This window comes from Pseudomonas sp. SWRI50, from assembly GCF_014269095.1.
Taxonomy (GTDB): Bacteria; Pseudomonadota; Gammaproteobacteria; order Pseudomonadales; family Pseudomonadaceae; genus Aquipseudomonas; species Aquipseudomonas kermanshahensis.
This window is the reverse complement of record NZ_JABWRW010000008.1, coordinates 42,144-68,503: the sequence shown is the minus strand read 5'-3', so window position 1 is coordinate 68,503 and position 26,360 is coordinate 42,144. Positions and strand designations below refer to the sequence as shown.

29 protein-coding genes and 1 tRNA gene are annotated in these 26,360 nt (G+C 62.9%); 15 read left to right on the top strand and 15 right to left on the bottom strand.

Going from position 1 to position 26,360, the window contains the following annotated elements; genetic code table 11:
* Positions 1 to 33 precede the first annotated feature (33 nt).
* Positions 34 to 783 carry a sulfite exporter TauE/SafE family protein gene (locus tag HU750_RS11220; RefSeq protein WP_186679533.1) on the bottom strand — a complete coding sequence of 250 codons (750 nt, stop codon included), beginning with the start codon at positions 781 to 783 and terminating at the stop codon, positions 34 to 36.
* 113 nt (positions 784 to 896) lie between these two features.
* Here HU750_RS11220 and HU750_RS11215 point away from each other — a divergent pair, with 113 nt between their 5' ends.
* The 3 genes from HU750_RS11215 (at position 897) to HU750_RS11205 (ending at position 2,932) form a co-directional block, all read left to right on the top strand.
* The gene (locus tag HU750_RS11215) at positions 897 to 1,853 is read left to right on the top strand and encodes a LysR family transcriptional regulator (RefSeq protein WP_186679531.1); all 957 of its coding nucleotides are present in this window, start codon (positions 897 to 899) and stop codon (positions 1,851 to 1,853) included.
* Between the two features lie 54 nt (positions 1,854 to 1,907).
* On the top strand, positions 1,908 to 2,363 hold the full coding sequence (locus tag HU750_RS11210; protein WP_027596039.1) for a MarR family winged helix-turn-helix transcriptional regulator: 456 nt from the start codon (positions 1,908 to 1,910) through the stop codon (positions 2,361 to 2,363).
* 140 nt (positions 2,364 to 2,503) lie between these two features.
* A complete protein-coding gene (locus tag HU750_RS11205; RefSeq protein ID WP_027596038.1) occupies positions 2,504 to 2,932 on the top strand; it encodes an organic hydroperoxide resistance protein in 429 nt (142 codons plus the stop codon).
* A gap of 58 nt (positions 2,933 to 2,990) precedes the next feature.
* On the opposite strand, the gene efp is transcribed toward HU750_RS11205, so the two are convergent.
* Together efp and earP are read right to left on the bottom strand one after the other, a co-directional pair.
* Positions 2,991 to 3,560, bottom strand: coding sequence for an elongation factor P (gene efp, locus HU750_RS11200; RefSeq protein WP_099428595.1), 570 nt, complete (start codon positions 3,558 to 3,560; stop codon positions 2,991 to 2,993).
* A 48-nt stretch (positions 3,561 to 3,608) separates the two neighbouring features.
* A complete protein-coding gene (gene earP / locus HU750_RS11195) occupies positions 3,609 to 4,742 on the bottom strand; it encodes an elongation factor P maturation arginine rhamnosyltransferase EarP (protein ID WP_186679529.1) in 1,134 nt (377 codons plus the stop codon).
* Between the two features lie 131 nt (positions 4,743 to 4,873).
* Between earP and HU750_RS11190 the strand changes: the two genes are divergently transcribed.
* Positions 4,874 to 5,260, top strand: coding sequence for a hypothetical protein (locus HU750_RS11190; protein ID WP_186679520.1), 387 nt, complete (start codon positions 4,874 to 4,876; stop codon positions 5,258 to 5,260).
* Positions 5,261 to 5,262: 2 nt separating this feature from the next.
* Positions 5,263 to 5,733, top strand: coding sequence for a GreA/GreB family elongation factor (locus HU750_RS11185; protein ID WP_186679516.1), 471 nt, complete (start codon positions 5,263 to 5,265; stop codon positions 5,731 to 5,733).
* 98 nt (positions 5,734 to 5,831) lie between these two features.
* Here the strand turns inward: HU750_RS11185 and HU750_RS11180 are convergent, their stop codons facing one another.
* On the bottom strand, positions 5,832 to 6,770 hold the full coding sequence (locus tag HU750_RS11180) for a LysR family transcriptional regulator (RefSeq protein ID WP_186679513.1): 939 nt from the start codon (positions 6,768 to 6,770) through the stop codon (positions 5,832 to 5,834).
* 118 nt (positions 6,771 to 6,888) lie between these two features.
* Between HU750_RS11180 and HU750_RS11175 the strand changes: the two genes are divergently transcribed.
* The 4 genes from HU750_RS11175 to HU750_RS11160 all read left to right on the top strand — a co-directional run bounded on the left by HU750_RS11175 (position 6,889) and on the right by HU750_RS11160 (position 11,765).
* Entirely contained in the window at positions 6,889 to 7,638 is a 750-nt protein-coding gene (locus HU750_RS11175) for a 3-oxoacyl-ACP reductase family protein (protein WP_085273713.1), read from the top strand.
* A gap of 156 nt (positions 7,639 to 7,794) precedes the next feature.
* Positions 7,795 to 9,006 carry an MFS transporter gene (locus tag HU750_RS11170; RefSeq protein ID WP_186679510.1) on the top strand — a complete coding sequence of 404 codons (1,212 nt, stop codon included), beginning with the start codon at positions 7,795 to 7,797 and terminating at the stop codon, positions 9,004 to 9,006.
* A 63-nt stretch (positions 9,007 to 9,069) separates the two neighbouring features.
* Positions 9,070 to 9,450, top strand: a complete 381-nt coding sequence (locus HU750_RS11165) for a hypothetical protein (protein ID WP_186679507.1) — start codon at positions 9,070 to 9,072, stop codon at positions 9,448 to 9,450.
* Between the two features lie 182 nt (positions 9,451 to 9,632).
* Positions 9,633 to 11,765: a TonB-dependent siderophore receptor gene (locus tag HU750_RS11160; RefSeq protein WP_186679505.1), complete on the top strand. Its 2,133-nt coding sequence runs from the start codon at positions 9,633 to 9,635 to the stop codon at positions 11,763 to 11,765.
* A 218-nt stretch (positions 11,766 to 11,983) separates the two neighbouring features.
* Here HU750_RS11160 and HU750_RS11155 read toward each other — a convergent pair.
* Positions 11,984 to 12,073 (bottom strand) — tRNA-Ser (locus tag HU750_RS11155).
* Positions 12,074 to 12,272: 199 nt separating this feature from the next.
* Between HU750_RS11155 and HU750_RS11150 the strand changes: the two genes are divergently transcribed.
* The 3 genes from HU750_RS11150 to HU750_RS11140 all read left to right on the top strand — a co-directional run bounded on the left by HU750_RS11150 (position 12,273) and on the right by HU750_RS11140 (position 14,804).
* Entirely contained in the window at positions 12,273 to 12,962 is a 690-nt protein-coding gene (locus HU750_RS11150) for a crotonase/enoyl-CoA hydratase family protein (RefSeq protein ID WP_027596028.1), read from the top strand.
* A gap of 88 nt (positions 12,963 to 13,050) precedes the next feature.
* Positions 13,051 to 13,770 (top strand): lysophospholipid acyltransferase family protein, encoded by a 720-nt coding sequence (locus HU750_RS11145; protein WP_186679504.1) that lies wholly within the window; start codon positions 13,051 to 13,053, stop codon positions 13,768 to 13,770.
* Between the two features lie 62 nt (positions 13,771 to 13,832).
* Positions 13,833 to 14,804, top strand: coding sequence for a magnesium and cobalt transport protein CorA (locus HU750_RS11140; RefSeq protein WP_027596026.1), 972 nt, complete (start codon positions 13,833 to 13,835; stop codon positions 14,802 to 14,804).
* An 89-nt stretch (positions 14,805 to 14,893) separates the two neighbouring features.
* On the opposite strand, the gene HU750_RS11135 is transcribed toward HU750_RS11140, so the two are convergent.
* A complete protein-coding gene (locus HU750_RS11135; RefSeq protein WP_186679501.1) occupies positions 14,894 to 15,625 on the bottom strand; it encodes an amidotransferase in 732 nt (243 codons plus the stop codon).
* 528 nt (positions 15,626 to 16,153) lie between these two features.
* On the opposite strand from HU750_RS11135, the gene HU750_RS11130 reads away from it, so the two are divergent.
* Positions 16,154 to 16,954, top strand: coding sequence for a cytochrome c (locus tag HU750_RS11130; protein ID WP_186679499.1), 801 nt, complete (start codon positions 16,154 to 16,156; stop codon positions 16,952 to 16,954).
* 92 nt (positions 16,955 to 17,046) lie between these two features.
* On the opposite strand, the gene HU750_RS11125 is transcribed toward HU750_RS11130, so the two are convergent.
* The 4 genes from HU750_RS11125 to HU750_RS11110 all read right to left on the bottom strand — a co-directional run bounded on the left by HU750_RS11125 (position 17,047) and on the right by HU750_RS11110 (position 20,330).
* Positions 17,047 to 17,379, bottom strand: coding sequence for a ribonuclease E inhibitor RraB (locus HU750_RS11125; protein WP_027596023.1), 333 nt, complete (start codon positions 17,377 to 17,379; stop codon positions 17,047 to 17,049).
* A gap of 183 nt (positions 17,380 to 17,562) precedes the next feature.
* Positions 17,563 to 17,799: a hypothetical protein gene (locus tag HU750_RS11120; RefSeq protein ID WP_027596022.1), complete on the bottom strand. Its 237-nt coding sequence runs from the start codon at positions 17,797 to 17,799 to the stop codon at positions 17,563 to 17,565.
* A gap of 131 nt (positions 17,800 to 17,930) precedes the next feature.
* A complete protein-coding gene (locus tag HU750_RS11115; RefSeq protein WP_186679497.1) occupies positions 17,931 to 20,003 on the bottom strand; it encodes an LTA synthase family protein in 2,073 nt (690 codons plus the stop codon).
* 135 nt (positions 20,004 to 20,138) lie between these two features.
* A complete protein-coding gene (locus HU750_RS11110; RefSeq protein WP_027596020.1) occupies positions 20,139 to 20,330 on the bottom strand; it encodes a PLDc N-terminal domain-containing protein in 192 nt (63 codons plus the stop codon).
* 126 nt (positions 20,331 to 20,456) lie between these two features.
* Between HU750_RS11110 and HU750_RS11105 the strand changes: the two genes are divergently transcribed.
* Entirely contained in the window at positions 20,457 to 21,395 is a 939-nt protein-coding gene (locus HU750_RS11105) for a ZIP family metal transporter (protein ID WP_027596019.1), read from the top strand.
* Positions 21,396 to 21,558: 163 nt separating this feature from the next.
* Here the strand turns inward: HU750_RS11105 and HU750_RS11100 are convergent, their stop codons facing one another.
* Both HU750_RS11100 and HU750_RS11095 read right to left on the bottom strand, forming a co-directional pair.
* Positions 21,559 to 22,089, bottom strand: coding sequence for a hypothetical protein (locus HU750_RS11100; protein ID WP_027596018.1), 531 nt, complete (start codon positions 22,087 to 22,089; stop codon positions 21,559 to 21,561).
* Positions 22,090 to 22,148: 59 nt separating this feature from the next.
* On the bottom strand, positions 22,149 to 22,676 hold the full coding sequence (locus tag HU750_RS11095) for an ankyrin repeat domain-containing protein (RefSeq protein ID WP_027596017.1): 528 nt from the start codon (positions 22,674 to 22,676) through the stop codon (positions 22,149 to 22,151).
* Between the two features lie 266 nt (positions 22,677 to 22,942).
* Between HU750_RS11095 and HU750_RS11090 the strand changes: the two genes are divergently transcribed.
* Positions 22,943 to 23,215 (top strand): DUF3509 domain-containing protein, encoded by a 273-nt coding sequence (locus HU750_RS11090; protein WP_027596016.1) that lies wholly within the window; start codon positions 22,943 to 22,945, stop codon positions 23,213 to 23,215.
* A gap of 127 nt (positions 23,216 to 23,342) precedes the next feature.
* Here HU750_RS11090 and HU750_RS11085 read toward each other — a convergent pair whose 3' ends face one another.
* The 3 genes from HU750_RS11085 to aroC form a co-directional block, all read right to left on the bottom strand.
* Complete coding sequence (locus tag HU750_RS11085; RefSeq protein ID WP_186679495.1) at positions 23,343 to 23,879, bottom strand: oxidase; 537 nt, start codon at positions 23,877 to 23,879, stop codon at positions 23,343 to 23,345.
* Positions 23,879 to 25,033 carry an MFS transporter gene (locus HU750_RS11080; protein WP_186679494.1) on the bottom strand — a complete coding sequence of 385 codons (1,155 nt, stop codon included), beginning with the start codon at positions 25,031 to 25,033 and terminating at the stop codon, positions 23,879 to 23,881. Before HU750_RS11080 ends, HU750_RS11085 begins: the two co-directional genes overlap by 1 nt.
* Positions 25,034 to 25,216: 183 nt before the next feature.
* The gene (aroC, locus tag HU750_RS11075; protein ID WP_186679493.1) at positions 25,217 to 26,308 is read right to left on the bottom strand and encodes a chorismate synthase; all 1,092 of its coding nucleotides are present in this window, start codon (positions 26,306 to 26,308) and stop codon (positions 25,217 to 25,219) included.
* Positions 26,309 to 26,360: the final 52 nt, after the last annotated feature.

Below are 26,360 nucleotides of genomic sequence, written 5' to 3'. Positions count from 1 at the left end.
GCTCCTACAGGGAGATGGCTGCAGCATGTACGCTCAAAGCTCAAACCCCAACATCACCGCACACACCACCAGAAACGCACAAAACATCGCCCGCAACACCTTCTCTGGCAGGGCATGCGCCAACCTCACCCCCCAGCTGATGCTGAGCAGCCCACCCACCGCCAAGGGGATCCCTACCCCCCAATCAACACTCTGGTGCACGCCATAGGTCAACAGGGTCACCGTCGTACTGGGCGCCGCCAACGCCAGCGACAACCCCTGCGCCACCACCTGCGTGGTCCCGAACACACTGGTCAGAATAGGCGTGGCGACTACCGCGCCCCCTACCCCGAACAACCCACCCATGGTCCCGGCAAAACTGCCCAGCACGCCCAGCCACGGCCAGGCGTAACGCAGTTCAGGGCTGGGCGGCGCGACCTTGAGGAACATCCGCGCCACGTTCCACACCGCCAGCGCCACCAGAAAGCCGACAAAGCCCAGCCGCATGGACTGGGCATCGATGCCCACCGCCCAAATCGACCCCAGCCAGGCGAACAGGAAACTGCACAGTGCCAACGGCAGCGCATGGCGCAGCTCGATGCGGTTGCGCTGGTGGTAGCGCCACAGCGCCAGCAACACATTCGGCACCACCATGACCAACGCAGTGCCCTGCGCCAGCTGTTGGTCCAAGCCGAACAACACCCCCAGCGCCGGGATTGCAATCAACCCCCCACCAATCCCGAACAAACCACCCATGGTGCCCAGGGCAGCGCCCAACGCGATATACAACAACCACTCGATCATCAGGGCCTCTGCGCCTCTCGCTTGTAATGGTGAGCATGCTACCGAGTCGGGGCTGGTGGGGAAACGCACAGCAGCGCACAATGGCTGTGCGTTTTATGCAAAGCCGAGCCACCATGAACCCCGATATCCTCACCGACCAACTCAGCCTGTTTCTCGACGTGCTGGAAACCGGCAGCTTCTCTGCCGCCGCGCGGCGCCACCCGTTGACGCCCTCGGCCGTTGCCCGGCGCATCGACAACCTCGAAAGCGCCGTGGGCAGCCGGCTGTTCACCCGCAGCACCCACGCGGTGCGTGCCACCCCGGCCGGCAACGCTTTTGCCGAACGCGCACGACGCATCATCGAGGAGCTGCGCCTGGCCCGCGCCGAAGCTGTCTCGTTGAGCAGCGCCCCGGAAGGCCTCATCCGCATCGACGCCCCCGCCGCGTTTGGCCGTCGCCACCTCGCCCCGGCCATCGCCGACTTCCTCGTGGCCTACCCCGGACTGGACGTGCACCTGCGCCTGATCGACAGCTTCGTCGACATGCAGGGCAGCCACCTTGGCGAAGTCGACCTGGTATTGCGTGCAGGCCCCCTGGCCGACACGCGCCTGGTCGCCACACCGCTGGCCTACATGGTGCGCATCGCCTGCGCCAGCCCGGCCTACCTGGCCAGCCGAGGCGTACCGGCGTGCCCCAGCGAGTTGCCTGCGCACGACGGCCTCGACTGGGACGGCCTGGCGCCACCGTTTGCCTGGCGCTTCAGCGTGGCCGGCCAGGCCCGCCTGTACCGGCCATCGCGCATGCGCATGGCCGCCAACAACGCCGAAACCCTGCTGTTCGGCGCCCTCGCGGGTTTGGGCATTGCCCATCTGCCCACCTGGCTGATCAGCGACTACCTGCTGCGCGGCGAACTGGTCCCGCTGTTTTGCGAAGGTGGCCTGCCAGCCGCCGAGTCCAGTGGCATTTATGCGTTACGCCTGGCACATGAAACGAACTCTCGCAGCCGTTTGCTGCTCGAATTTCTCAAGAGCCGTTTCAGCCCCATTCCACCCTGGGACCTGGCCCTGCGCAGTGAACTGCGCTGGCAATGAACGCACTAATGATCAGCGTGCTAGATTTCCCCATTGATTATTCCAAGGACCTGCATGAACGCCGACACCCAAGCCTCCTGTGACGAGCTGCTGCTGGACAACCAGGTCTGCTTCGCCCTGCATTCGACCTCGTTGCTGATGACCAAGGTCTACAAGCCGCTGCTGCAAGCGCTGGGCCTGACCTACCCGCAGTACCTGGCCATGCTGGTGCTGTGGGAGCGGGATGGCCTGACCGTGGGCGAGATCAGCCAACACCTGCTCACCGACCCTGGCTCGTTGACCCCGCTGCTCAAGCGCCTGGAAAGCGAAGGCCTGCTCAAGCGCACCCGCAGCCGCGAGGACGAACGGGTGGTACTGGTGCAGCTGACCGACAAGGGCCGTGATTTGCAACAACAGGCCAAACAGGTGCCCCCGTGCATCCTCAAGGCCAGCGGGCGCAGCCTGGAACGCCTGAAACAGCTGCAAGCCGACCTGCTCGAACTGCGCGACAACCTGCAGAAAAACCTCTGAGCGCTATGCTGTGTGATGGCCGTTCGGATGAACGGTGATGATTTATCTTGCGCGCAAACTAATTGCGCGCTAATTTAAATCCCACACCTACCCAGCGCCACCGCTACCCGGTAGCGCACAGCACATTAGCGAGGCTCAAGATGCAAAAGGTCACTCCGCTGTACATCGCAGAAGCCACCTCCACTGGCGGGCGCGACGGTAAATCCCGCTCCAGCGACGGCAAGCTGGAAGTCAAGCTGAGCACCCCCAAAGAACTGGGCGGCGCGGGCGGTGACGGCACCAACCCTGAACAGATGTTCGCGGCCGGCTACTCGGCCTGCTTCATCGGCGCACTGAAATTTGTCGCCGGGCAAGAGAAAAAAGCCCTGCCGGCCGATGCCTCGATCACTGCAAACGTGGGCATTGGCCAGATCCCGGGTGGTTTCGGCCTGGACATCGACCTGCACATCAACCTGCCGGGCCTGGCCCAGGCCGATGCCGAAGGTTTGGTGGAGAAGGCGCACAAGGTCTGCCCTTACTCCAACGCCACCCGCGGCAATGTGGATGTAAGGCTGCACGTGACGGTCTGAATGCAGGCATAAAAAAACCCGGCCGAGGCCGGGTTTTTTGTGCGCATCACAAGAAGATTTACTTCTTGGAACGGCCTTTGAAGCTGTTGTCGCGAGTGTCGATGTCGATCCACTCGTCGATCTGGATGAAGTCGGCAACCGAGATCTCGGTACCGTTTGCCAGCTTGGCAGGCTTCATCACTTTGCCGGAGGTGTCACCACGCGCAGCGTTCTCGGTGTAGACAACTTTACGGCTGATGGTGGTCGGCAGTTCAACCGATACCAGGCGGCCTTCGAAGAAGACGGCTTCGCAGATGTCTTCCATGCCTTCTTCGATGTACGGCAGAACGGCGTCGATGTCTTCGGCGTTCAGTTCGTACATGGTGTAGTCGGTGGTGTCCATGAAGGTGTACGAGTCACCGCTGATGAACGACAGGGTCGCTTCTTTGCGATCCAGGATCACGTCGTCCAGCTTGTCGTCCGCACCGTAGACGGTTTCGGTCTTGTAGCCGGTCAGCAGGTTCTTCAGCTTGGTTTTCATGATCGCGCTGTTACGGCCCGATTTGGTGAACTCAGCTTTTTGAACCAGCCACGGGTCGTTGTCGATCCGCAGTACGGTACCGGGTTTCAGTTCTTTACCAGTTTTCATTACGAAGTATCCGAATCTGGATGGATTTATAAAAATCGAGGCCGCATATCATAGCCAATTTCGGTAAAACTGTACCAGCGTCATGGCAAGGTCCGGCCGAGTGGCCTGCCGGGCCGCCCAATCTCGGGCATGCTGCTGCAGTTCTGGCCAGTGCCGCTGGGCCGCTTGCCACGCCTGGCCGACGTCGTTGTCCATGTTCCAGGCACGCCACAACGCAACCAGTGCGTCAGCGGCATCGTCTGACAGGCCCTGTCGATAATGCGCAAGGAACGCTTCGAGTTTTTCCCAGTGGGCGTTCTCGTCCTGCACGTAGATGTGCCACAGCATCGGCCGCCCAGCCCACTGCGCACGCACGAACGAGTCTTCACCGCGCACGGCATTGAAGTCGCAGGCCCACAGCAGGCGATCATAATCGTCCTGGCTGACGAACGGCAAAATTTGCACCGTCAGCGACCCGCGCAGGCGCACATCGCCCACCGCCAGCCCCGGCTCGCCCAGCCAATGGGCGACGTCAGCCAGGATGCGCCCTTGCGGTACCAGTAGGTGGGTCGGCTGGGTATCTGCTGCCAACGCATCCAGCCAGTTGCCCAGCTGGGTGTTCTCATAGGCGAACAGCGAGATCAGCCGCGCTTGCGCCTCGGGGTGTACACCCAGGCGCTGCAAGAATGCCTGCCGGGCTTCGGCAGACTGCGCGAAGGCTTCGCGCCGCGCCAGTAAATCGCCCTCACGCAACAGGCCACCGGTTTTTTCGGTAAAGCCTGGGAAGAAGAATACTTTGCGCAAGCCGTTGGGCTGGGGCGACGGCAAACCGTGGCAGCCCTCAACCCAGTCCTCTGCACTGAGGTAGTCGAGGTTCAGCCACAGCGGCGGCTTGGGCCGCGCACGCATGGCCTCGACATAGTGCACCGGCAGCTGGCAGGCGAACGCGCCGATCACCACCTCGGCAGGCTCCACCGGCAGCCACTCGGCAGGCCACTGGCGCACATCGACACCGTGCTGCCATTGTTGCAGCGCCGTGGCATCGGCACCGGGGCACATCGGCACGAAGGCGTTCAGGTCGTCCACCCACAGGCGCACCGCCAGATCGTGCTCGTCCACCAGTTGCCGCGCCAGGCGCCAGGTGACGCCGATGTCGCCATAATTGTCGACGACGGTGCAAAAGATGTCCCAGGTGGCCTTCATGTGCCCTCCCCCTCATGGTGCCCAAAACCGCGAATTCTGCGGATTAATTGCCGTGGACAAAAGCACCCACGGGTAAAATTCGCCGACAGCGTGCGACAATGCACCTCGAACTGCCCTGCCAGGAGGCTGCCATGCCCCGCCACCGCGAACTGAAAATCACCCTCAAGCCGTTGCAACTGATCCTCTGCGTGGCCTTTGGCCTGTGGCTGGGCGCCGTGGTCATCGCCATGAGCCTGTGGTTGGCGTTGCAGCTGTGGCCAGAGCAGGTGCAGCCGGTCGCCCAGGCCATGGCCCCTGCCCGCAGCCAACCCGCCGCGCCGCCACCGGCAGATGCCCAGGGCGAAATGTTCGAGCGCTACAAGGACATCCTGCACCAGCAGCAACTGCAACAGGCCGCCGAGGCCGCCCAAGGCAACCCTCGCAACCTTAACAGCCCCAAGTGCCAGTTCTGGCTGCAACAGAACCGCACCGCGCCCACCGAAAAAAGCCAGGCCCATGTGCTGGAGTTCTGTTACTGAAGATGGACAAGCCCCTGCTACTCACGCGCATCGTCGCGACCCTCGAACATGACGTAGACGTGCTGAGCCGCGCCGCGCAGACCGCGTACGAAGCCGCCACCGCGGAAGAGAACATCGCCGAAAACAAGTATGACACCTTGGGCCTTGAAGCTTCGTACCTGGCCACCGGCCAGGCGCGGCGTACTGCCGAGATTCGCCAGGCGTTGCAGATTTACCAGCAACTGCTGTTGCGTGACTACGACCCTGCGCATGGCGTGCAGGTGAGCAACCTGGTGACCCTTGAGGACGAGGATGGCCAGCAACGTAGGCTGTTCCTCGGGCCTGAGGCGGCCGGGTTGAAAGTGGGTGAAGGGGATGAGCTGGTGACCGTGATCACACCGCGCTCGCCGCTGGGGCAGCAGCTGGTGGGCAAGCGGGTGGATGACGAGGTGAGCTTGGGGGCGCAGGTATTTTTCATTGCTGATGTTGCCTGACCCGGCCTCTTCGCGGGGCAAGCCCGCTCCCACAGGTATTGCGCCATCCCTGTGGGAGCGGGTTTACCCGCGAAGAGGCCGGTTCAGGCAGCATCATTCTAGAGGCCCTGCAGCGCATCGAACTGCCCCGCCAACCCCTGCTGCGCGAACTGCTCCACGACAAAATCGATAAACGCCCGCGTCTTCCCGGGCAACAATTTGTGCTGGGCGAAATACACGCTGATATGCCCATCGTCCACATACCAATCCGGCAACACCCGCCGCAGCCCCCCGGCCTGCAGGTAAGGCACGGCAAACGGCAGACTGACCAAGGCAACCCCCAACCCCTGCTGCGCCACCGCGCAGGCCGCATCCGAATCACTCATGGTCATTGCTTGGCGCAGCACCAACGGCTGCTGCTCCTGCCAGCGACTGGTCAGTGGCCAGGAGCGCACCCGGCCGGTCTGCGGTGAGCGAATCAGAATGCCGGCGTGGCACTGCAGCGCCTGCGGGTCCTCGATCGGCGCCTGTTGGTCCAGGTAGGCAGGCGCTGCCACCAGCACCCGGTGCGCCGGGGTCAGCTTGCGCGCCACCACCCCCGGCGGCAAATCAAAACCGCCGCCGATGGCAGCATCGAAGCCTTGGCCGATCAGGTCGACCTGGCGATTGTCAAAATGCCAATCCGGGGTAATCGCCGGGTAACGGCGCAAGAATTCTCCCAACAGGGGTAACACGTACAACCGCCCAAACACCGTGCCCATGCTGACCCGCAGCAACCCGGCCGGTTGGCCTTCGGCACTGGCCAGGTTAGCCACGGCGTACTGGATGGTACGAAAACTGTCACTCACTTCACCCAGAAAACGCTGGCCTGCTTCGGTCAAGGTCAGCTTGCGGGTACTACGCTGGAACAGTCGCACGCCCAACCGGGCTTCCAGCTGAGCCACATGCTTGCCCACTGCGGCGGGGGTCAGGCTCAGGCGGCGAGCGGCCTCGGCGAAGCTGCCGACCTCGGCGCTGCGGATAAAGCATTCGAGGGCGTTGAAAGACTCCACGGCCATGATTAACAACCAAGGGTTTACTCTGCTAATAGTGATTGCCATCTTATCAGCAGGTAATTAGCCACCGATACTGCGCCCATCCAAGGCATTCGGCCTTGCTTCCCAGCAGGAGATCAGCATGTCCAAACAACTTCCACTCGACGGTAAGGTAGCCCTGGTCCAGGGCGGCTCCCGCGGCATTGGTGCGGCCATCGTGCGCCGCCTGGCCCGCGACGGTGCTCGGGTTGCCTTCACCTACGTCAGCTCCGCCGGCCCGGCAGAACAGCTGGCCCAGGAAATCATCGGCAACGGCGGCCAAGCCCTCGCCCTGCGCGCCGACAGCGCCGACGCCGCCGCCGTGCAATTGGCGGTGGATGACACCGCGAAGGCCTTTGGGGGGCTGGACATTCTGGTGAACAACGCCGGTGTGCTGACGGTGGCGCCGATCGCCGAGTTCGACCTGGGTGACTTCGACCGCATGCTGGCGGTGAATGTGCGCAGCGTGTTCGTCGCCAGCCAAGCGGCCGTGCGCTACATGGGCCAGGGCGGGCGCATCATCAACATCGGCAGCACCAACGCCGAGCGCATGCCCTTTGCCGGTGGCGCCCCCTACGCCATGAGCAAGTCGGCGCTGGTTGGCCTGACCCGCGGCATGGCACGCGACCTCGGCCCCCAGGGCATCACCGTCAACAACGTGCAGCCCGGCCCGGTTGACACCGATATGAACCCGGCCAGCGGTGAGTTTGCCGACAGCCTGATACCGCTGATGGCCATCGGGCGCTATGGGCAGGTGGATGAGATTGCCAGCTTCGTGGCCTACCTGGCGGGGCCGGAGGCGGGGTACATCACGGGGGCCAGTTTGACGGCGGATGGTGGGTTTGCGGCTTGAGGTGGGCGCAGTTCTAGGTGTCTGCCTTGGTTTTTTTTGCGCCTGTGAGATCGAGCGCCGCGCGGGCGGCGCTCGATCTCCCAGGCGCTAAACATCCCCCGCCATACCCTCAACGCCCTAGAATACAGCCCCCTGCCAATGCCCCCCGAGATCCCCATGAACGCCCCGACCCTCAGTCGCGCCCTGATCCTGCTGATGGCCACCGCCACCGGCCTGGCCGTGGCCAGCAACTACTACGCGCAACCGTTGCTGCACAGCATCGCCCTGCAGTTCGGCCTGAGCACCGCCGGCGCCGGCAGCATCGTCATCGCCGCCCAGCTCAGCTATGGCGCTGGCCTGTTGCTGCTGGCGCCCCTGGGCGACCTGTTCGAGCAACGCCGCCTGATCACGGTGATGACCGCCATTTCGACCCTCGGCCTGGTCATCAGCGCCTGCGCACCGAGCCTGCCGTGGTTGCTGCTCGGCACCGCGCTGACCGGCCTGTTCTCGGTGGTGGCGCAAATCCTGGTGCCGATGGCCGCGAGCCTGAGTGAGCCGCACCAGCGCGGGCGCGCAGTGGGCACACTGATGAGCGGCCTGTTGCTGGGCATTCTGCTGGCGCGTACGGCGGCCGGCTTCATGGCGGAGTTGGGTGGCTGGCGCAGCATCTATGTGCTGGCCGCGGTACTGATGGCCATCACCGCCCTGGCCCTGTATCGCAGCTTGCCGCAGCACCACAGCCATGCCGGTTTGAAGTACCCGGCCTTGATCGGCTCGGTGTTCCGCCTGTTCATCGAAGAGCCCGTGCTGCGCTTGCGCTCGCTGCTGGGCTTGCTGGCGTTCAGCCTGTTCGCGCTGTTCTGGACACCGCTGGCCTTCCTGCTGGCGCAAGCGCCCTACCACTACTCGGACGCGGTGATCGGCCTGTTCGGTTTGGCAGGCGCGGCGGGAGCGCTGTCGGCCAACTGGGCTGGGCGCCTGGCCGACCGCGGCAAAGGGGCGTTAGGCACCACGGTCGGGCTGATCGTACTGCTGCTGTCGTGGGTGCCGCTTGGTTTTGCCGAGTACTCGCTGCTGGCGTTGCTGCTGGGGGTATTGATGCTCGACCTGGCCGTACAGCTGGTACACGTGAGCAACCAAAACGCGGTGATCGCGCTGCGGCCAGAGGCGCGCACACGGCTGAATGCAGGCTATATCACTTGCTACTTCATCGGCGGTGCGCTGGGGTCGCTGCTGGGGACGCAGTTGTTCCAGCGTCAGGGCTGGATGGGCATTGTCGTGGCCGGCTTGGTGATCGGTACGCTGGCACTGTTGGCCTGGGCGCTGGCCGAGCGCAAGCGCATCAGCCGCGACATTGCAACGCACTACCCTCCGTCGCCTGAGCGTTGACTGCCTGCCTCGGGAGGGCTCAAGTAAGTGCTGGACAATGCCCCCTCCCTGAAGGACGACTTTATGACAAGACTCACGGTTCGATCCGGCGATTTCTTGCAAGGTGAAGGCGAGTATCGCAACGGATCGCTCACACTCAAGACCCCGCGCAGCCCCTCGCCTGGCGAGCGGATCTCACTCGCACGCATCAGTGACCTCAAGCTGTCCAGTTTGGAGTCCAGCCGCAGCCTGGGTACCGCCCTTGGCTGGGGTGTAGCTGGGGCCTTGGTGGCCGGGCCGGTGGGGCTGCTGGCCGGGCTCTGGCTCGGTGGCAAGGAAGAAGAAGCCACCTTCCTCGCCACCTTCAAGGACGGGCGCAAACTGCTGGCCGTCACCGATGGCAAGACCTGGTCGAAGATCGACGACAACTGGCGCCAGCACAAGCGCCCGGCCAGCAACGACTGAATATCGCGCGGGCGTGATCGTCCAATGTTGAAGGCGGCTGTTAAGATGCCGCCTTTTTCATGGCCTGTACCGGCCTCTTCGCGGGGCAAGCCCGCTCCCACAAGGGTTGCGCAAAATCCTGTAGGAGCGGGCTTGCCCCGCGAAGAGGCCGGCACAGGTGTCGCGTATCCAGGAGCCTCCGCATGCCCCCGCTTCGCCCCCGCCTGCCCCTGAGCTTGCTCAGCCTGGGCCTGGCCCTGCATTGCCCTCATTTGCTTGCCGAAGACAGCATCGTGCTGGACCCGCTGCGGGTCTCCGACAGCTATGGCAACGACGGCTACCAGGTGCGCGAAGCCTCGGTGGGTGGCTTCCAGCCCGCGCCGCTGCTCGACACCCCGGCCTCGGTCAGCGTGTTCAGCCAGCAACTGCTGGAGGACCGCCAGGTGCGCAAGCTCAGCGAAGTGCTGCAAAGCGACGCCTCTGTGGGGGAAAGCTATGCGCCCATCGGCTATTACGAAAACTTCAACGTGCGCGGCTTCGAGCTGAATGCCGCCAGCAGCTACCGGATCAATGGCCAGACTATCGCCGGCGAGCAGAACGTGGCCCTGGAAAACAAACAGCAAGTGGAATTGCTCAAGGGCTTGTCGGGGCTGCAAAGCGGCGTTTCGGAACCGGGCGGCCTGATCAACTACGTGACCAAGCGCGCCGAAGACGTGCGCAGCGTGACGGTATCGACCAACGAACAAGGCGAACGTTACCTGGCCACCGACCTGGGCGGCTGGTTCGGCAGCGAGCGGCAGTTCGGCCTGCGCGCCAACCTGGCCCATGAAGACATCCGCAGCTATGTCGACCATGCCGACGGCAAGCGCGACTTCGCCTCGCTGGCCTTCGACTGGCAGATCAACCCGGATGCCACGCTGCAGCTGGACGCCGAGTACCAGCACCGCGAACAACGCTCGGTGCCCGGTTACCAGTTGCTCGGCGGCACCGAGGTGCCACACGGTATCGACCCGCATGATCGCCTGGCCTACCAGCAGTGGGCCAAGCCGGTGCAGAACGATTCGCTGAACCTGGGCGGGCGTTTCGAGTACCGCTTCAACGAGGCTTGGACCGGCACGTTGAGTGCGTCGCGCAGCAAGGTGGTGATCGACGATTACAGTGCGTTTGCCTGGGGCTCGAGCGAGGGGGCGTTTTTCGGCAGCAATGGCGACTACGACATCTATGACTACCGCAGCCCGGATGACACCCGCCGCACCGATGAAGCACAGGCCACGCTCAACGGCCGCTTCGATGCCTTGGGCGTAGGGCACGACCTGACAATCGGCAGCAGCGCGCAACGCCGCACGGTGGATCAACGCCCCTATTACAACGAGTGGCTGGGTACCGGCAGTATCTACACCGGTGCGCCAGCACTCGCCCCGTCTGACAAGCCGATCGGCGCCAGCGAGCGCCGCCTCGACAGCCGCCAGTACGGCCTGTTCGTGAGTGATCGCATCAGCTTCAACGAGCAGTGGCAATCCGTGATCGGCGCTCGCGAACTGCGCCTGGACGAGCAGACCTGGGACGAGACCGGTGTTGCCGGGCGCCACACTCGCCAGTACCAGTTGCTGCCCAATGCTGCGCTCATCTACAAGCCACGCCCAGACACCACGCTGTACGCCAGCTATGCCAAAGGCCTGTCGGCTGGCGGTACCGCACCGTGGTTTGCCAGCAACGCGACTGAAATCCTCGCCCCCACCCTGTCACGCCAGCTGGAGTTGGGCATCAAACGCGACTGGCAAGGCATCAGCTTCAGTGCCGCACTGTTCCAGATCCGCCAGGCGTATCAATACGCACGCCCCGATGGCCAAGGCACCTTCACCTATGTCCAGCAAGGCCAACAGAAAAACACCGGCCTAGAGCTGGGCGCCAGTGGCTGGGTGACCTCGAACCTGCAAGTGCAGGCGAGTGCCGCAGCCATTCGCGCGCGGGTAAAAAACAGCGGGACCGAGGACTACGAAGGGCATCAGGCAATCAATGTGCCCAACCTGCGTGCGGCGTTGCAGGCCGAATACAGCCTGCCGGTACCAGGCCTGGCGCTGCTGGGCGGTGCGCGCTACAGCGCCAGCAAATATGCCAGCCAGGCGGGTAATGTCGAGGTGGGCGGTTATACCGTGTTCGACCTCGGCAGCCGCTACCGCACCCGCATTGGGGGGTATGACACGGTGCTGCGGTTGACCGTGGATAACGCGTTCGACAAGCGCTACTGGCGCGATGTGGGGGATTACCTGGGGGACAACTACCTGTTCCAGGGTGCGCCGCGTACGGCACGGTTGTCAGCGTCTGTGAGTTTCTGAAACCCTGCGCACTGCCTTTGTGTAGGCGCGGCCTTGCGTCGCGAAAGGGCTGCGAAGCAGCCCCAGCAATATGTGCGGCGACGCTGAAACCTGGGGCTGCTTTGCAGCCCTTTCGCGACGCAAGGCCGCTCCTACAGGGACCGCCATCACCTGACAGGTGAGCAGCCCAAAAACAAAAAGCCCCCGAGCTTTTCAGCGCGGGGGCTTTTTGTAGAATGTGGCGGTGAAGAAGGGATTTGAACCCTTGATACGATTTCTCGTATACACACTTTCCAGGCGTGCTCCTTCGACCACTCGGACACTTCACCGTTTTCTCTTCAAGCCTTTCAGCCTGTCGAGGCGCGCTAATTTAGTGGAAGGCCTTTCCTTTGGCAAGCATTTTTTTCAAATTTTTCATGCATTTGCATTTGAGGCCCGGTAAACGCTGACCGGCCAGTCAGCCTTGCTGCTTTACCTGGCCCACGGCGCTGGGTAACGTCGTCGCCACGCCAACAAAAGGACTCTGCAATGAGCGAGCTGATTACCTACCACGCCGAAGACGGCATCGCCACCCTGACCCTGAACAACGGCAAGGTCAACGCCATCTCGCCGGATGTCATCACTGCCTTCAACGCCGCCCTCGACCGCGCCGAACAGGAACGTGCCGTGGTGATCATCACCGGGCAGCCGGGCATTCTGTCTGGCGGCTACGACCTCAAGGTCATGACCAGTGGCCCCAAAGAGGCGATAGGCCTGGTTACCGCCGGCTCCACCCTCGCCCGCCGCCTGCTGTCGCACCCGTTCCCGGTGATCGTCGCCTGCCCCGGTAATGCCGTGGCCAAAGGGGCCTTCCTGCTGCTGTCGGCCGACTACCGCATTGGTGTCGACGGGCCCTACAAGGTCTGCCTGAACGAAGTGCAGATCGGCATGACCATGCACCATGCCGGCATCGAACTGGCCCGCGACCGCCTGCGCCGCTCGGCCTTCCACCGCTCGGTGATCAACGCCGAGATCTTCGACCCGCAAGGCGCACTGGACGCCGGCTTCCTCGACAAGGTGGTGCCGGCCGAGCAACTGCACGAGGCGGCCCTGGCAGCTGCCCGTGAACTGAAGAAGCTGAACATGCTGGCGCACAAAAACACCAAGCTGAAGGTGCGCAAGGGCCTGCTGGAGGCTCTGGACAAGGCTATCGAGCTGGATCAGAGCCACATGGGCTAACCCTGCCGATCGACAGACTCACCCCAGGTTTGCCTCTTTGAGTGCACAGTCGTACACTGGAATGCGACTATCTGGTGTGAGTCATCCCATGCTTTATTCGTTGCGCATGCTCCTGCTGGCCCTGCATTTTCTGTTGGTTGGCGCCGTCGGCCTGATTATCGGCCTGTGCCGCCCCTTCAACCCCGACAACAGCCGGGTATTTGCCCGGCTTTATAGCGTGCCGGCCGCCTGGCTGATGCGCGTCAAGGTCAAAGCCGAAGTCGGCCCATTGTTCGATCACCCGCCCGGTTGCGTCATCATCGCCAACCATCAATCCAATTTCGACCTGTTCCTCATTGGCCAGGCCGTGCCGCGGCGCACCGTGGCTATTGGTAAAAAAAGCCTGGGCTGGATCCCGTTGTTCGGCCAGCTGTTCTGGCTGGGCGGCAACGTGCTGGTCGACCGCAAGAATGCCTACCAGGCGCGCAAGGCGCTGCAAAAGACCACGCGGGTGCTGCAGGACGATACATCGATCTGGATTTTCCCCGAGGGCACCCGCAACCCGGCAGAGCACCTGCTGGCGTTCAAGAAAGGCGCCTTTCACATGGCCATCGAAGCCGGTGTACCGATCGTGCCGGTGTGCGTCAGCCGCTATGCCCGGCGTTTGAACCTGAACAGCTGGCGGCAGCGGACGGTGATCGTACGCTCGCTGCCGCCGATTGCTACCGCGGGTTTGAGCCAGCGCGACATCCCCGCCCTGGTCGAACAGTGCCGCAGCCAGATGCAGCAGTGCATCGACCGCATGGAAGATGAACTCGCACGCCGCTAGGTTGCCCTCTGGGCCCTTACAGCCCAAGCTGTAAGAGTGTTCAATCGAATAAGTGGACAACCATGGGTCGAGTCGTGGCGTCGGCGGTGTACAGCGCCGGCAGAAAGGTCACTAACATCAGCATCGACGAAGGCAGCGAATGGGCGCGCAAGCCCGGCCACTTCGTCTGGATCGGCCTCGAAGAGCCCAACGCCGAGGAGCTGGCCAACCTGCAGCGGCAGTTCAACCTGCACGAGCTGGCCATTGAAGACGCGCTGGAAAAGCACAGCCGGCCCAAGCTTGAAACCTTCGGTGATGCGCTGTTCATCGTCACCTATTCGCCGGTACGTCATGAAGGCAAGCTGGAGTTCATCGAAACCCATATCTTTGCTGGCAATGGCTACATCATCACCTGCCGCAACGGCCACTCGAAATCCTACGCCCTGGTGCGCCAACGCTGCGAAGCACGGCCGCTGCTGCTGGAGCATGGCGAGGACTTCGTGCTGTATGCGCTGCTCGACTTCGTGACCGAGAACTACCAGCCGGTCAGCGAGGCGATCCATGGCGAAATTGAAGAACTGGAACAAAGCGTGCTGGGCGGTTCGCTGCAAGAGGATGACATCCGCCGGCTGCACAGCCTGCGGCGCGACATCTTGCGCCTGCGCCGGTACGTGGCGCCGATGCTGGAGGTGAGCGAAGAACTGCAGCGCCTGAGCTTTCCGTTCATCGACAAGAACATGCGACCGTATTTTCGCGATGTGCAGATTCATGTCACGCGGCAGATGGAAGACCTGGTCGGCATTCGCGATATCGCCAGCCAGACCATCGAGATCGGCATGTTGCTGGAGTCGTCGCGCCAAAGCATCGTGCAACGCAAGTTCGCGGCCTGGGCGGCGATTCTGGCCTTCCCCACGGCGATTGCCGGGATTTATGGGATGAACTTTCAGAACATGCCGGAGTTGGCGTGGCAGTACGGGTATTTTGGTGTGTTAGGGGTGATTGGGTTGGGGTGTGCGGGGTTGTATGCCAGCTTCAAGAAGTCGGGTTGGCTTTGAGATGTTGGGGCCGCTGTGCGGCCCATCGCAGGCAAGCCAGCTCCTACAGGTACAGCACTGATGTTGGGGCCGCTGTGCGGCCCCCGCCATCACGCCACGCCGTCTTTACTCACCGACTGCCCAATGAACCGCAACATCCACTCGCCCACCAGGTCGCCCTGGTGCTCGGTGGCCAGGCTGGCAATGGCCTTGTGGTACACCTCATCCCCCAACGACGTCTGCCGCGCATCCAGCAACGCCCGGGAGTAGTCATGCACGAACTCCGGGTGCCCCTGGAAGCACAGCACCTGGTCACGAATGTGGTAGGCGGCGTTGGGGCAGAAGTCGCTGGAGGCAATTACGGTCGCGCCTTCCGGCAGCTCGGTGACCTGGTCCTGGTGGCTGATCAGCAGGGTCAGCTCGGAAACCTCCGGGTCCATCCAGGGCGCATGCGCCGCCAGTGAATAACGGTGGATGCCCACACCCCAGCCCTTCTCGGCACGCTCGGCCTTGCCACCCAGGGTCAAGGCCAGCAGCTGATGGCCAAAACACACGCCCAGCAGCTTCTCGCCCCGTGCGTAGAGTTTCAACAAGTAAGCCTTGAGCGTCTGGATCCAGGGATCGGAACCGAACGAATCGGCCTTGCTGCCCGTCACAAGGTAGGCATCGAACACTTCATCGTCGGCGGGATAGTCGCCGTTCATCACGTTGTACACGCGAAACTCGGCGGCGATCGGCTGACGCGAGAACAGCTGCTCGAACATCCTGCCATAGCCGTGGTACTGCGCCGTCAACTCCGGTCGCAGGACATCGGTTTCCAGGATGCAGATGCGTAACGACATAGAAATAGTCCTGAACGACATGGGTGGGAATCTGCTGTAGAGACTGCCGCGAAAGGCACGTACAAGCAAGTAGGCCGCACTGACGAACGGTCATATTTCGCCGGCGTGTCGTTTGCAGTAACGCCACTGTCTAGCGAGAGCATGCCAGCCAGCTGGCCATTGGCCTCATAACCCAATGAAATTAACCAGCCTTACAATTAGAACAAAGGGTTCTCAAACATGGATGACGCACACCCTACTGTTGGTTGTATATCGACTTTCAAGAGGCAAGCAGAACAGGCGTCAACTTACGCCACTGCGATCGACCCGAAACGCGACAGGGAAGCCAACGGGTATTCAGGAATAACAACAAGAAGGCGGTCCGCCATGTTCAGACAATCGAAAATACGCCAAGCAGGGCTCATTCTCTTCGCCACGACTCTACTGCTGATACTGCCGAACCTGACACGTTTGTTCGGCTGACGGTGGCTGTGGCGTCAACAGGCAGCGCGCATGTAACCTGCCGGCCTTGAAGGTCGGAGATTCCCCATGCGCCACTGCCTTGCCCTACTCGCCCTGCTTTTGAGCCTGCCACTGTCGGCGGCGCAGCTGCACCTTGAGCTGGGCGACACGTCGCGCCAGTGGAGCAGCGCCGAGCTGCTTGCCCATCCGCAGGCGCGCGACATCAGCATCGAGCAGGACGTTTCCTATAAGCGCCCCATGCAGTATCGCGCGGTCCCCTTGGCTGTGCTGCTGCAGGGTGTGGGTGTGAACGACCACTTGCAAGCCGTGGCGCTGGATGGTTTTGCTGCCGAAATGCCTGCCGCGCCGCTGCTGCAGCAAGGGCCGGCGCGTGCCTGGCTGGCCGTCGAAGACCCGGCCAAGCCGTGGCCCGCGTTGGGCAACGGCAAGCCGAGCGCCGGGCCGTTTTACCTGGTCTGGACAGCACCGCAGGCCAGCGGCATCCGCCCAGAGCAGTGGCCGTTCCAGATCGCCAGCATCCGCCGCCTGGCTTCGGTGGAGCAACGTTTCCCGGCACTGCTGCCAGACCCGAAGCTCCCGGCCGATAACCCGGTGCGCCAGGGGTTTGCGTTGTTCCAGCAGAACTGCCTGGCCTGCCACCGCCTCAATGGCGCGGGTGATGCCCAATTTGGGCCAGACTTGAACCTGCCGCACAACCCTACCGAGTACTTCCAGCCGGCATTTTTGCGCAAGCTGATACGTGACCCGCAAAGCCTTCGAACGTGGCCGCAGGCGAAGATGCCGGGGTTTACAGAGGCGGTGCTCAGCGAGCAGGAGCTGGATGCGCTACTGGCTTATCTGGGGCATATGGCGGGGCGTAAGCCCTGAGAGGTTGGGGCCGCTTGGCGGCCCTTCGCGGTACAAGGCCGCTCCTACAGGGAAGTGCATAAGCCTGTGGAGCGGCAGTGGGTGAGTCAGGGTCAGGCGCACAGTCGCTCTTGCTTGACGCCCCATCCTTCCACCTCGCCACCGTACGGTGAAACGAGTTGCTCGAACGTTTCTTCGAAGTCGCCAATCCCTCCATAAGTGGCATACATGACCTTGCTCAGTTCAAGGTGCCAGGCGCCGTCTTTGCGTTCGCGTACCTGGGCGTTGAGGGACTCGCCACGAAATTGCCCGGCTGCCCGTCGCGCGCCGGCTTCATCAGGGAATACTGCGTAGAACTCGATAGGGTGGATGCGGGTGAAGTCAAAACCGCCAGCTTTCATCTGGCGCAGGACATTGCTGCTGATATCGTCGTTCTGGCTGCTCATGAATCGTCCTCCTGCAATGCAATGGATAGACTTTCCGGGCACTACGTACCTGCCGGCGGTGCCGGACAGATCGAGTTGTATAGAGCTGATGCAAGACGCGAATGTTATGGGTGCCGACCCGCAGAATAGGTCGGCACCTGGGTCCAGCGTAGTGCCTGCGTGGGCACCACGTCAACGCAAGCTTCAGGGCGCTTCCTGGATACGGGTGATGGTGACGCCATTTTGCTCTTTGAGCCAGCGCGCCGTGGGGGATGGTGCACGGTCCTGGAAGTCGTTGAGGTCTAATTCATCCATGACCGGAAACAAGTGCGAGCGAATGGCACGGGCCGCGTCTTCTTCGCTGGGGCAATGTTCAGCCCGCAGCCGCAATGACGTCGGTTCGCCTTTCTGGTCGGCAAAGATGACTTCCCACTCTTTCATGGAACGAGCCCTCGATCTGAAGAACGCCGGGTGTGTGGCGCCTGTATAGCTTGACCTTGGGCGGGGGGATTTGTTCAGTTGGCAGGGCTTTGCGGTGGCGAAGGGGCCGCGAAGCGGCCCCTATTGCAGCGTTACTTCGGCGTGCCGTGCACGACGCCAGCGGTGTTGTCCAAGAGGCTCTTGGTCGCCGTCTGGATGTACGCTTCAAGTTTTTTCAGCATTTCCGGCTGGTCCGGGCTTTCGATCAGCTCGGCCTTGAACTCGCTGCCCAACTGGTAGCGGTACATGCGCGGGCTCATGTCCTTGGACTCGATGAGGATGCGGTCACCCTGCACCAAACCCACGATCTGCTCGCTGCCCGACGGCTTGATCATGCCCACGCCCTGGTCGCCCTCAGGCAGGTTGAGCAGGTCGCGACCCCAGCACTGATGGCGGGTCTGGCCACCCAGGCGGCCCATGATGGTCGGCACGATGTCGACCTGGGTACCGACGGTGTGGTCGACCGCACCGAACTTCTCCTGGATGCCCGGGGCAATCAGCAGCAGCGGTACGTTGAAGCGGCCCAGGTCCAGCTCGGTGACCTGCTGGTGGTTGCCGAAGCCGTGGTCGCCGACGATGACGAACAGGGTCTCCTTGAAGTACGGCTCTTTGCGCGCCTTCTCGAAGAACTGGCCCAACGCCCAGTCGGAATAACGCATGGCCGTCAGGTGCTCGTCCAGGCGGCCCTGGCCGGTCACAGGCGCTACGGGCAGGTCCTTGGGCAACGCGTAAGGCGTGTGGTTGGACAAGGTTTGCAGCAGCGCATAGATCGGCTTCTTGCCGTCGTGCTTGGCCAGCTCCTCAGCGCCACGGTCGAACATGTCCTGGTCGGACACACCCCAGGTCGGGTCGGAGAACACCGGGTTGACGAAGTCATTGCGGCCAATGAACGTGGTCATGCCTTGGTTGCCGAAGAAACCGGACTGGTTGTCCCAGGCGAAGTCACCGTTGTAGACGTACACGTCGTCGTAATCGCGGGCGCTGAGCAGTGCCGGCAGGCCCGACAGCTTGTGCCCGCCTTCCGGGGTCTGCATCAGGTATTCGAAGCCTGGCAGGTTAGGGAAGCAGGCCATGGTGGCGAACATGCCCTGGTGGGTATGGGTGCCGTTGGAGAAGAAGCGGTCGAACAGCAACCCTTCCTTGGCCAGTTTGTCGAAGTACGGGGTGATGTTGTTAGGGCTGCCCAGGGCGCCCACCGAGTGGCCGGCGAAGCTCTCCATGAGGATCACCACGACGTTCTTGATCGGCAGGGTACGGTCGGCCGGTGGCACGAAGTCACGGCGGATCGCCGCTTCGTCGGCGTCGACCAGGGTGTCGTGAGCGGTCAGCAGTTGCTCACGCACGGTCTGCGTGGCCAGCGGCTGGTCCAGCACCGGCTTCCAGATGTTGGCGCGGTCTTCGCCGAAGCGGCTCTTGGCAGCATCGATCAACGTCAGGGTGCCGTTCAGACCCAGCTGGTTGACGAAGTTGGAGTCGGTGGTGAAGGCATCACCCCAACGCATCGGCGGGCCCTGGCGCAGGGTGCCACGGGCGGCGACCACGGCCACCAGCAGGATCACCATGAACACCGCCAGGCGGTTGTACCACGGCGCTACGCTGCGCTGCGGGGTGGCGCCGGTCGGCTGGCCGCCGCGCGTCATGCGGTCGATGCCCTTGAACAGCAGGCTCAGCAGCCAGGTGCCAATGACCCAGGCCAACAGGTAACGGACCACCGGGAAGCCGTACCAGAGCATGCTCATGACGGTCTTGGGGTCTTCCTTGATGTACTGGAACACCAGGCCGTTGAGGCGCTGGTGGAACTCGCGGTAGAAGTCCATCTCCATCAGGCCGAGGAACATCACCACGCTGGAGGCGAGGGTCAGCCACAGCCGGAACACGCCACGCCGGGCCATGGCCCAAGGGCTGAGAATGGCCAACAGCAGCGGAATGCTGATGTACACCACCACCCGCAGGTCGAAGCGCAACCCGTTCAGGAAGCCTTCAGCGACAGTCGCATAGGGGGTATCGCCGATCATGTCGCTGTTGTAGACCAACAGCGCCAGGCGCACGAGGCTGAGCATCAGCATGATGACCAGGCCGCTGAGCAGCGTGTAGGCCAGGTGGGATTTCAGGGTCGGCGCGAACGACGCTCGCGCGCCCTGTTTCAAGGCATCCGTGTTAGCCATGAATGGGAAAGTCCTAGGATTGCGGGTTTGCGGAGATGGCGAAGGTTAATACCAACGCAGCATTGTGCGGGTGCGGATTCTGTTTAAACCAATGTGAAAATTTTGTCACGGCCGCATTTCTGCTTATGTCCGCTATCAGATCCGCACATTGCCCCTGGGCCCGGCAATTGCCCAAATCACCAGCCCTATCACCGGCAGCAGCGCGATCAGCAGAATCCACAGCACCTTGATGCCCACTTCGCTGCCACTTTTGATCACATTGAGGATCGCCCAGATATCCAGGGCCAGAATGATCAGGCCAACCAGGCTATTGAATGTAGACCCCATGCCGCTACTCCCTTGCAAAGACGTTGCAGCACAGCATAGCCAGCTATCACGTCGATAGAAGGGAATCCTTGGCCGATCGTGCAGGTCCTTGCTTAGACTGCCTGTATTCATTGATTCGAGGTTCGCATGCCCCCAGCCCATTCCGAAACCGCCACCCCACCCTCGCTGCTGAGCGCCTGGCGGCAACAGGTGCTGACGACCCCCTGGCTCAGCGCCGGCCTGGGGTTGAGCCTGCTGGCGGTGATCGTGCTATTGGCGGCAAGCCTGTGGAACGCGGTCAACGGCGACCATGCCGACAACCTGCACCTGGCGCTGCTGGGCGGTTTGTCCGGCTTTGGCGCCACCGCCCTGGGCGCGGTACTGGCGGTGGTGCTGCGTGATGTGAGTGCGCGCACCCAGGATGTGATGCTCGGCTTTGCCGCCGGCATGATGCTGGCCGCCAGTTCGTTCTCGTTGATTCTGCCGGGCCTGGATGCCGCCCGCGAGATCACCGGCAACGGCCCGGCGGCGGCTTTTACCGTGGTGCTGGGCATGGGCCTTGGGGTATTGCTGATGCTGGGCCTGGACCGCTTCACCCCACACGAGCACGAGAGCACTGGCCCTTGCGGCCCGGAGGCAGAGCGCATCAACCGGGTGTGGCTGTTCGTATTGGCGATTACCCTGCACAACCTGCCCGAAGGCATGGCGATTGGGGTGAGTTTCGCCAATGGCGACATGAACATCGGCCTGCCGCTGACCAGCGCGATCGCCATCCAGGACATCCCTGAAGGCCTTGCCGTGGCCTTGGCGTTGCGCGCCACGGGGCTGTCGAACATGAAGGCGGCGTTGGTGGCGGTGGGTTCAGGGCTGATGGAGCCGCTGGGTGCGGTGATCGGCCTGGGCATTTCCACCGGTTTTGCCTTGGCCTACCCGATAAGCATGGGGTTGGCGGCGGGGGCGATGATTTTTGTGGTGTCCCACGAGGTGATTCCCGAGACCCATCGCAATGGCCACCAGACGGCGGCGACCCTGGGGTTGATGGGTGGGTTTGGGGTGATGATGTTTCTGGATACGGCGCTGGGCTGAGTTCTGCGACTGCCTGTAGCGGCCTCTTCGCGGGGCAAGTCGGACCGCCGCACCGCCGCTCCCACAAGATCACCACACCCTAGAGGCCAGTGATGTCCTGTGGGAGCGGCGGTGCGGCGGTCCGACTTGCCCCGCGAAGAGGCCGGTACAGGCAACCGTCAAATCAGACGTGAACCGCGACCTTCAAAGCCTCCAAAGCCGGCTCGGTCTTGATCCCCACCTCAGCCCCCAACTCCAGCACCCGTGCCAGGTCATGCTGGCCGACCATCACCATCTGCAATTCATCATCCAGCAACTGGCTGAAGTTCAGCAGCACATACCCCCCCGCCTCCTTGTTCAACGCCCCCATCTGCACCTGGATGCGATTGAGCGCGGTCAGTGGCTCGGTGCGCGCCAGCTGCTTGGGCTTGAGGGTGAACGGCACGCTCTTGTCGAACGAGTCGGCGATGTTCTGGAACAGGTCCTGATAGCTGTCAGCCTGGAACAGCACGGTGTCCGGCAGGCTGCCCAGCACGATCCACTCCCCCAGCGGGATAGGGAAGGTGTCGTCGTAGTTGATGTCCGGGTTGGCCGCCAGGAAGGCGACGGGGTCGGCGTAGGCCTGGGCGGCCTCGTCGGCGATGCGCTCGATGTCTTCATCGCGCATGCAACCGGCGCCGATGAGGGTGATGAGTTCGAGCAATTGGTTTTTCATGAAGGGGGCCTGCGACCGGTGAAAAGTCGCCAAGGATAGCCGCAAACGCCCCCGAACAGTTAGCCGGCCAGCGCCTGCAGGCGCGCCACGGCGTCTGCCGCGCCCATGGTTTGCGCGGCCATCAGCGCGGTGGCGCCGCGGGCATCCTGGTGTGCCGGGTCGGCACCTTGGGCCAGCAGGTAGTCGAGGATCTCGCTGCGGTTGAACATCGCCGCCAACATCAACGCGGTGCGCCCGTCCTGCGCGGCGGCATCGACCGGCACCCCATGCTCCAGCAACAAGCGGATCATGGCCAGGTCGCCTTTGAACGCGGCGCCAGCGATTGGCAGTTGGCCATTGTCATTGGCCATCAATGGGTCGGCGCCGTGCTCCAGCAGCACGCGCACCGCGTCATGGTGGCCGTGGTAGCAGGCCAGCATCAACAAGGTGTCGCCCTTGTGGTTGCGCAGGTTGGCAGGCAGGCCACTGGCAAGCAACCGCTCAAGCATCGGGGCGTCACCTTGGCGGGCGCGTTCGAACACCTGCTCGGCGAAGGCCGCGGTTTCGTCATCGGTCATGGCGGCAGGCGAGGGTTGGACGGTGGACATGTTGAACCTCCTGGCAAAAATGGTTGCCCAAGTCTTTGTCAGGCAAGGCCATGCGGTCAAAGGTTCAGATTCTATCGGGCCGATAGGTGGCCGGCAGGCCGTGCAAATTGCACTGTGCAAAATGCACGACCTTGCAGGTTGCACGAAGAGATCCTTTCGGCAGCATCGTAAACCATTGAATTTAAAGGATTTTTAACTTAATCAGTTTCTGGCACGGTCACTGCAACCATCAACTCACGTCTGCCACACAACAGTCAGGAGTTGATATGGACCTCATCCAGGAAAAGTTCGTCTCGGTGTTTTCGGCCTACCAGGTCGCAACCCAGCCCCGCCCCGATGGTGGTGTCTTGCTCACCCTGCGCGCCGCTGATGGCAAGGTTACCCGCCGCGTGTTGACCTACGGCCAACTGCACAGCGCCGAGCAGCTGTCCTGGGCGATCAGCGCCATCCGCCGCGACCTGGCTGAACAGGCCAGCGAGCTGCCGGTGATTTCGATGCTGCAGAGCCAGCAGCGGTTTGCCTTGCCGACCTATCGTTGATTGCCAGCACCGGCCTTTTCGCGGGCAAGTCGGACCGCCGCACCGCCGCTCCCACAGGAATACCACTGACCTGTAGGAGCGGCGGTGCGGCGGTCCGACTTGCCCCGCGAAGAGACCCGCCCAAGCATTACAACTCGTCAATACCTAAAAACGCCCGGGCAGTCTCATCCCCGGTCAACCGCGCCTGCAGCCCCTGCTCACTGCCAAACAACCGCAGCGCCAGGCAGAACGGCGTCTCGCCCAGCTCAACCCAGCGCCGCGTGCCTGCCGGCACCACCAGCTGATCGCCCTTCTCGCACAGCACCGAATACACGAACTCGCCCAAGCGCAAACCCACTTGCGCCCGCCCGCTAACCACAGCGAACACCTCTTCGGCGTCATGCACATGCTCGTCACGTACATCCGCCTGTGCCGGGTCCACCCCGTCACGGTTGAGCAGTGTGAAGGCCGCACTGCCGTGGCCGGTCATCAACTGGTCGAGGTGCTCCCTGCAAGCTGCCATCACCTCGTCCTCCGCACTGCCAGGGCGAACCCGCAGCGCAAGCGGGTGATGAACAAAACGCACGCCCTGCTCGGCCAGTGTCGCGGCAATGTCGTCGTGGTGGGTCAGCAGCTTGTTCGGCAGGCCTGGGCTGGACGGGTGGAAAACGCTGAGGGTACTCATCAGTGGCGGGTCCTGGTCGATTGCGAACAAAGGGCAATGATAACGGCTGCGGCCAAGGCTGCGGCGCTGGCCATACCAAAGGTGAAGGTCGGCCCCAGCAGTTTCCAGCTGTAGCCCGAGTACAAGGCGCCCAGCGCACCGCCGGTGCCAGACAACGCCGCGTACAACGCCTGGCCCTGGCCTTGCTGGCGAGCGCCGAAGCTGGCCTGGACGAACGCGATGCAGGCGGCATGGAAGCAGCCAAAGGTGGCCGCGTGCATCACCTGGGCCAGCACCAGCACCGCCGGGTCATCGGCCAGGTTGCCGAGCAGCAGCCAGCGCAAAGACGCCAGCAGGAAACTGGCCAACAACACCCGCTGCACGGAAAACCGCGCAAAAATGCGGCTCATGGCCATGAACACCAGCAACTCGGCCACCACCCCCAGCGCCCATAAAAGGCCGATGGCGCTGCGGCTGTAGCCCAGGTGTTCCAGGTGCAGGGTAAGGAAGGTGTAGTACGGCCCGTGGCTGAGCTGCATCAGCGCCACGCACGCATAGAACGCGATAACCCCAGGTGCCCGCAGTTGCTGTAAAAAGCCGCCCGCCCCGCTGCGCTCGCCCTGCTCCACCGGCTGGGCATTGGGCACCCACAGGCTGGCGAGGACGATGCCCGCCATGATCGTCACCAGGGCGACCGGGTAGATGTCCAGGCTGAGCCATTCGAACAAGCGCCCCAAGCCCACCACCGTGAGGATGAAACCGATCGAACCCCACAGGCGGACCTGGCTGTAGCGGGCGGTTTGCCCGTGCAGGTGCGCCAGGGTGATGACTTCGAATTGCGGCAGCACCGCGTGCCAGAAGAACGCGTGCAGGGCCATGACCAGCGCCAGCCAGGCGTAGCTCTTGCCGAAGAAGATCAGGGCGAAGCTGGCCAGCGTGCACAACGCGCCCAGGCGCACGATCAGCAGGCGCTGGCCGGTACGGTCGCCCAACCAACCCCACAGGTTGGGGGCGACGCAGCGCATCAGCATGGGGATGGCCACCAGCTCGCCGATGCGCGCCGGGGAGAAACCCAAGTGGTCGAAGTACAGCGCCAGGAAAGGGGCTGTGGAGCCCAGCAGGGCAAAGTAGAAGAGGTAGAAGCTGGACAGGCGCCAGTAGGGGATTGGGGGCATGGAATGGGCCGATGGTGTGTTTAGCGTACCGGCTCGATCCCACTGTGTAGGAGCAGCCTTGTGCTGCGAAAGGGCCGGTGAAACCACTGCATGAATGTGCCAACTGCACCGGCCTCTTCGCAGCACAAGGCTGCTCCTACACAGAGGTGTGCCGGTGCATTCGGCACATCAATCACAAATGGATCAAAGCTGGCCCAGCACCGGCGTACTGACCCTCACGTCGGCATTCTGTGCGCGGTGGCGCAGCAGGTGGTCCATCAGGGCGATGGCCATCATCGCTTCGGCGATCGGCGTGGCGCGGATGCCGACGCAGGGGTCATGACGGCCCTTGGTGATCACTTCGACCGGGTTGCCCTCCACATCGATGGAACGGCCCGGCGTGGTGATGCTGGAGGTCGGTTTCAGCGCCAGGTGCGCAACGATCGGCTGGCCCGAGGAAATCCCCCCCAGAATGCCGCCGGCGTTGTTGCTGAGGAACCCTTCCGGGGTCAGCTCGTCACGGTGCTCGGTACCGCGCTGGGCGACACTGGCAAAGCCGGCACCAATCTCGACGCCCTTGACCGCGTTGATGCTCATCAGCGCATGGGCCAATTCCGCGTCGAGGCGGTCGAAGATCGGCTCGCCCAGGCCTGGCATCACGCCTTCCGCCACGACGGTGATCTTCGCCCCGACCGAATCCTGGTCGCGGCGCAGTTGGTCCATGTAGGCCTCGAGTTCCGGCACCTTGTCCGGGTCGGGGCTGAAGAAGGCGTTGTGCTCGACCGATTCCCAGGTTTTGAACGGAATCTCGATTGGGCCCAGCTGGCTCATGTAGCCACGCACGGTGATGCCCTGGGTGGCCAGGTACTTCTTGGCGATGGCCCCTGCCGCTACACGCATGGCCGTTTCGCGGGCCGAGCTGCGGCCGCCGCCGCGGTAGTCACGCTCACCGTACTTGTGGTGGTAGGTGTAGTCGGCGTGCGCCGGGCGGAACAGGTCCTTGATCGCCGAGTAGTCCTTGGACTTCTGGTCGGTGTTGCGGATCAGCAGGCCGATTGAGCAGCCGGTGGTGCGGCCTTCGAACACACCGGAGAGGATCTCGACCTCGTCCGGTTCCTGGCGCTGGGTGGTGTGCCGGCTGGTGCCAGGCTTGCGCCGGTCGAGGTCATGCTGCAGGTCGGCCAGGGAAATCTCCAGGCCCGGCGGGCATCCATCGACAATGGCGACCAACGCCGGGCCATGGCTTTCGCCTGCGGTGGTGACAGTGAACAGCTTGCCGTAGGTATTGCCGGACATGGACGCTCCGCGAGTCTGCCTGAGGTGAACGAAAGCGGCAGTATACGGAAAA

What these genes read in the sequence shown, in the direction of transcription:
- HU750_RS11220 (WP_186679533.1), bottom strand. Translation starts at nt 783, where the DNA reads ATGATCGAGTGGTTGTTGTATATCGCGTTGGGCGCTGCCCTGGGCACC.
- HU750_RS11215 (WP_186679531.1), top strand. Translation starts at nt 897, where the DNA reads ATGAACCCCGATATCCTCACCGACCAACTCAGCCTGTTTCTCGACGTG.
- HU750_RS11210 (WP_027596039.1), top strand. Translation starts at nt 1,908, where the DNA reads ATGAACGCCGACACCCAAGCCTCCTGTGACGAGCTGCTGCTGGACAAC.
- HU750_RS11205 (WP_027596038.1), top strand. Translation starts at nt 2,504, where the DNA reads ATGCAAAAGGTCACTCCGCTGTACATCGCAGAAGCCACCTCCACTGGC.
- efp (WP_099428595.1), bottom strand. Translation starts at nt 3,560, where the DNA reads ATGAAAACTGGTAAAGAACTGAAACCCGGTACCGTACTGCGGATCGAC.
- earP (WP_186679529.1), bottom strand. Translation starts at nt 4,742, where the DNA reads ATGAAGGCCACCTGGGACATCTTTTGCACCGTCGTCGACAATTATGGC.
- HU750_RS11190 (WP_186679520.1), top strand. Translation starts at nt 4,874, where the DNA reads ATGCCCCGCCACCGCGAACTGAAAATCACCCTCAAGCCGTTGCAACTG.
- HU750_RS11185 (WP_186679516.1), top strand. Translation starts at nt 5,263, where the DNA reads ATGGACAAGCCCCTGCTACTCACGCGCATCGTCGCGACCCTCGAACAT.
- HU750_RS11180 (WP_186679513.1), bottom strand. Translation starts at nt 6,770, where the DNA reads ATGGCCGTGGAGTCTTTCAACGCCCTCGAATGCTTTATCCGCAGCGCC.
- HU750_RS11175 (WP_085273713.1), top strand. Translation starts at nt 6,889, where the DNA reads ATGTCCAAACAACTTCCACTCGACGGTAAGGTAGCCCTGGTCCAGGGC.
- HU750_RS11170 (WP_186679510.1), top strand. Translation starts at nt 7,795, where the DNA reads ATGAACGCCCCGACCCTCAGTCGCGCCCTGATCCTGCTGATGGCCACC.
- HU750_RS11165 (WP_186679507.1), top strand. Translation starts at nt 9,070, where the DNA reads ATGACAAGACTCACGGTTCGATCCGGCGATTTCTTGCAAGGTGAAGGC.
- HU750_RS11160 (WP_186679505.1), top strand. Translation starts at nt 9,633, where the DNA reads ATGCCCCCGCTTCGCCCCCGCCTGCCCCTGAGCTTGCTCAGCCTGGGC.
- HU750_RS11150 (WP_027596028.1), top strand. Translation starts at nt 12,273, where the DNA reads ATGAGCGAGCTGATTACCTACCACGCCGAAGACGGCATCGCCACCCTG.
- HU750_RS11145 (WP_186679504.1), top strand. Translation starts at nt 13,051, where the DNA reads ATGCTTTATTCGTTGCGCATGCTCCTGCTGGCCCTGCATTTTCTGTTG.
- HU750_RS11140 (WP_027596026.1), top strand. Translation starts at nt 13,833, where the DNA reads ATGGGTCGAGTCGTGGCGTCGGCGGTGTACAGCGCCGGCAGAAAGGTC.
- HU750_RS11135 (WP_186679501.1), bottom strand. Translation starts at nt 15,625, where the DNA reads ATGTCGTTACGCATCTGCATCCTGGAAACCGATGTCCTGCGACCGGAG.
- HU750_RS11130 (WP_186679499.1), top strand. Translation starts at nt 16,154, where the DNA reads ATGCGCCACTGCCTTGCCCTACTCGCCCTGCTTTTGAGCCTGCCACTG.
- HU750_RS11125 (WP_027596023.1), bottom strand. Translation starts at nt 17,379, where the DNA reads ATGAGCAGCCAGAACGACGATATCAGCAGCAATGTCCTGCGCCAGATG.
- HU750_RS11120 (WP_027596022.1), bottom strand. Translation starts at nt 17,799, where the DNA reads ATGAAAGAGTGGGAAGTCATCTTTGCCGACCAGAAAGGCGAACCGACG.
- HU750_RS11115 (WP_186679497.1), bottom strand. Translation starts at nt 20,003, where the DNA reads ATGGCTAACACGGATGCCTTGAAACAGGGCGCGCGAGCGTCGTTCGCG.
- HU750_RS11110 (WP_027596020.1), bottom strand. Translation starts at nt 20,330, where the DNA reads ATGGGGTCTACATTCAATAGCCTGGTTGGCCTGATCATTCTGGCCCTG.
- HU750_RS11105 (WP_027596019.1), top strand. Translation starts at nt 20,457, where the DNA reads ATGCCCCCAGCCCATTCCGAAACCGCCACCCCACCCTCGCTGCTGAGC.
- HU750_RS11100 (WP_027596018.1), bottom strand. Translation starts at nt 22,089, where the DNA reads ATGAAAAACCAATTGCTCGAACTCATCACCCTCATCGGCGCCGGTTGC.
- HU750_RS11095 (WP_027596017.1), bottom strand. Translation starts at nt 22,676, where the DNA reads ATGTCCACCGTCCAACCCTCGCCTGCCGCCATGACCGATGACGAAACC.
- HU750_RS11090 (WP_027596016.1), top strand. Translation starts at nt 22,943, where the DNA reads ATGGACCTCATCCAGGAAAAGTTCGTCTCGGTGTTTTCGGCCTACCAG.
- HU750_RS11085 (WP_186679495.1), bottom strand. Translation starts at nt 23,879, where the DNA reads ATGAGTACCCTCAGCGTTTTCCACCCGTCCAGCCCAGGCCTGCCGAAC.
- HU750_RS11080 (WP_186679494.1), bottom strand. Translation starts at nt 25,033, where the DNA reads ATGCCCCCAATCCCCTACTGGCGCCTGTCCAGCTTCTACCTCTTCTAC.
- aroC (WP_186679493.1), bottom strand. Translation starts at nt 26,308, where the DNA reads ATGTCCGGCAATACCTACGGCAAGCTGTTCACTGTCACCACCGCAGGC.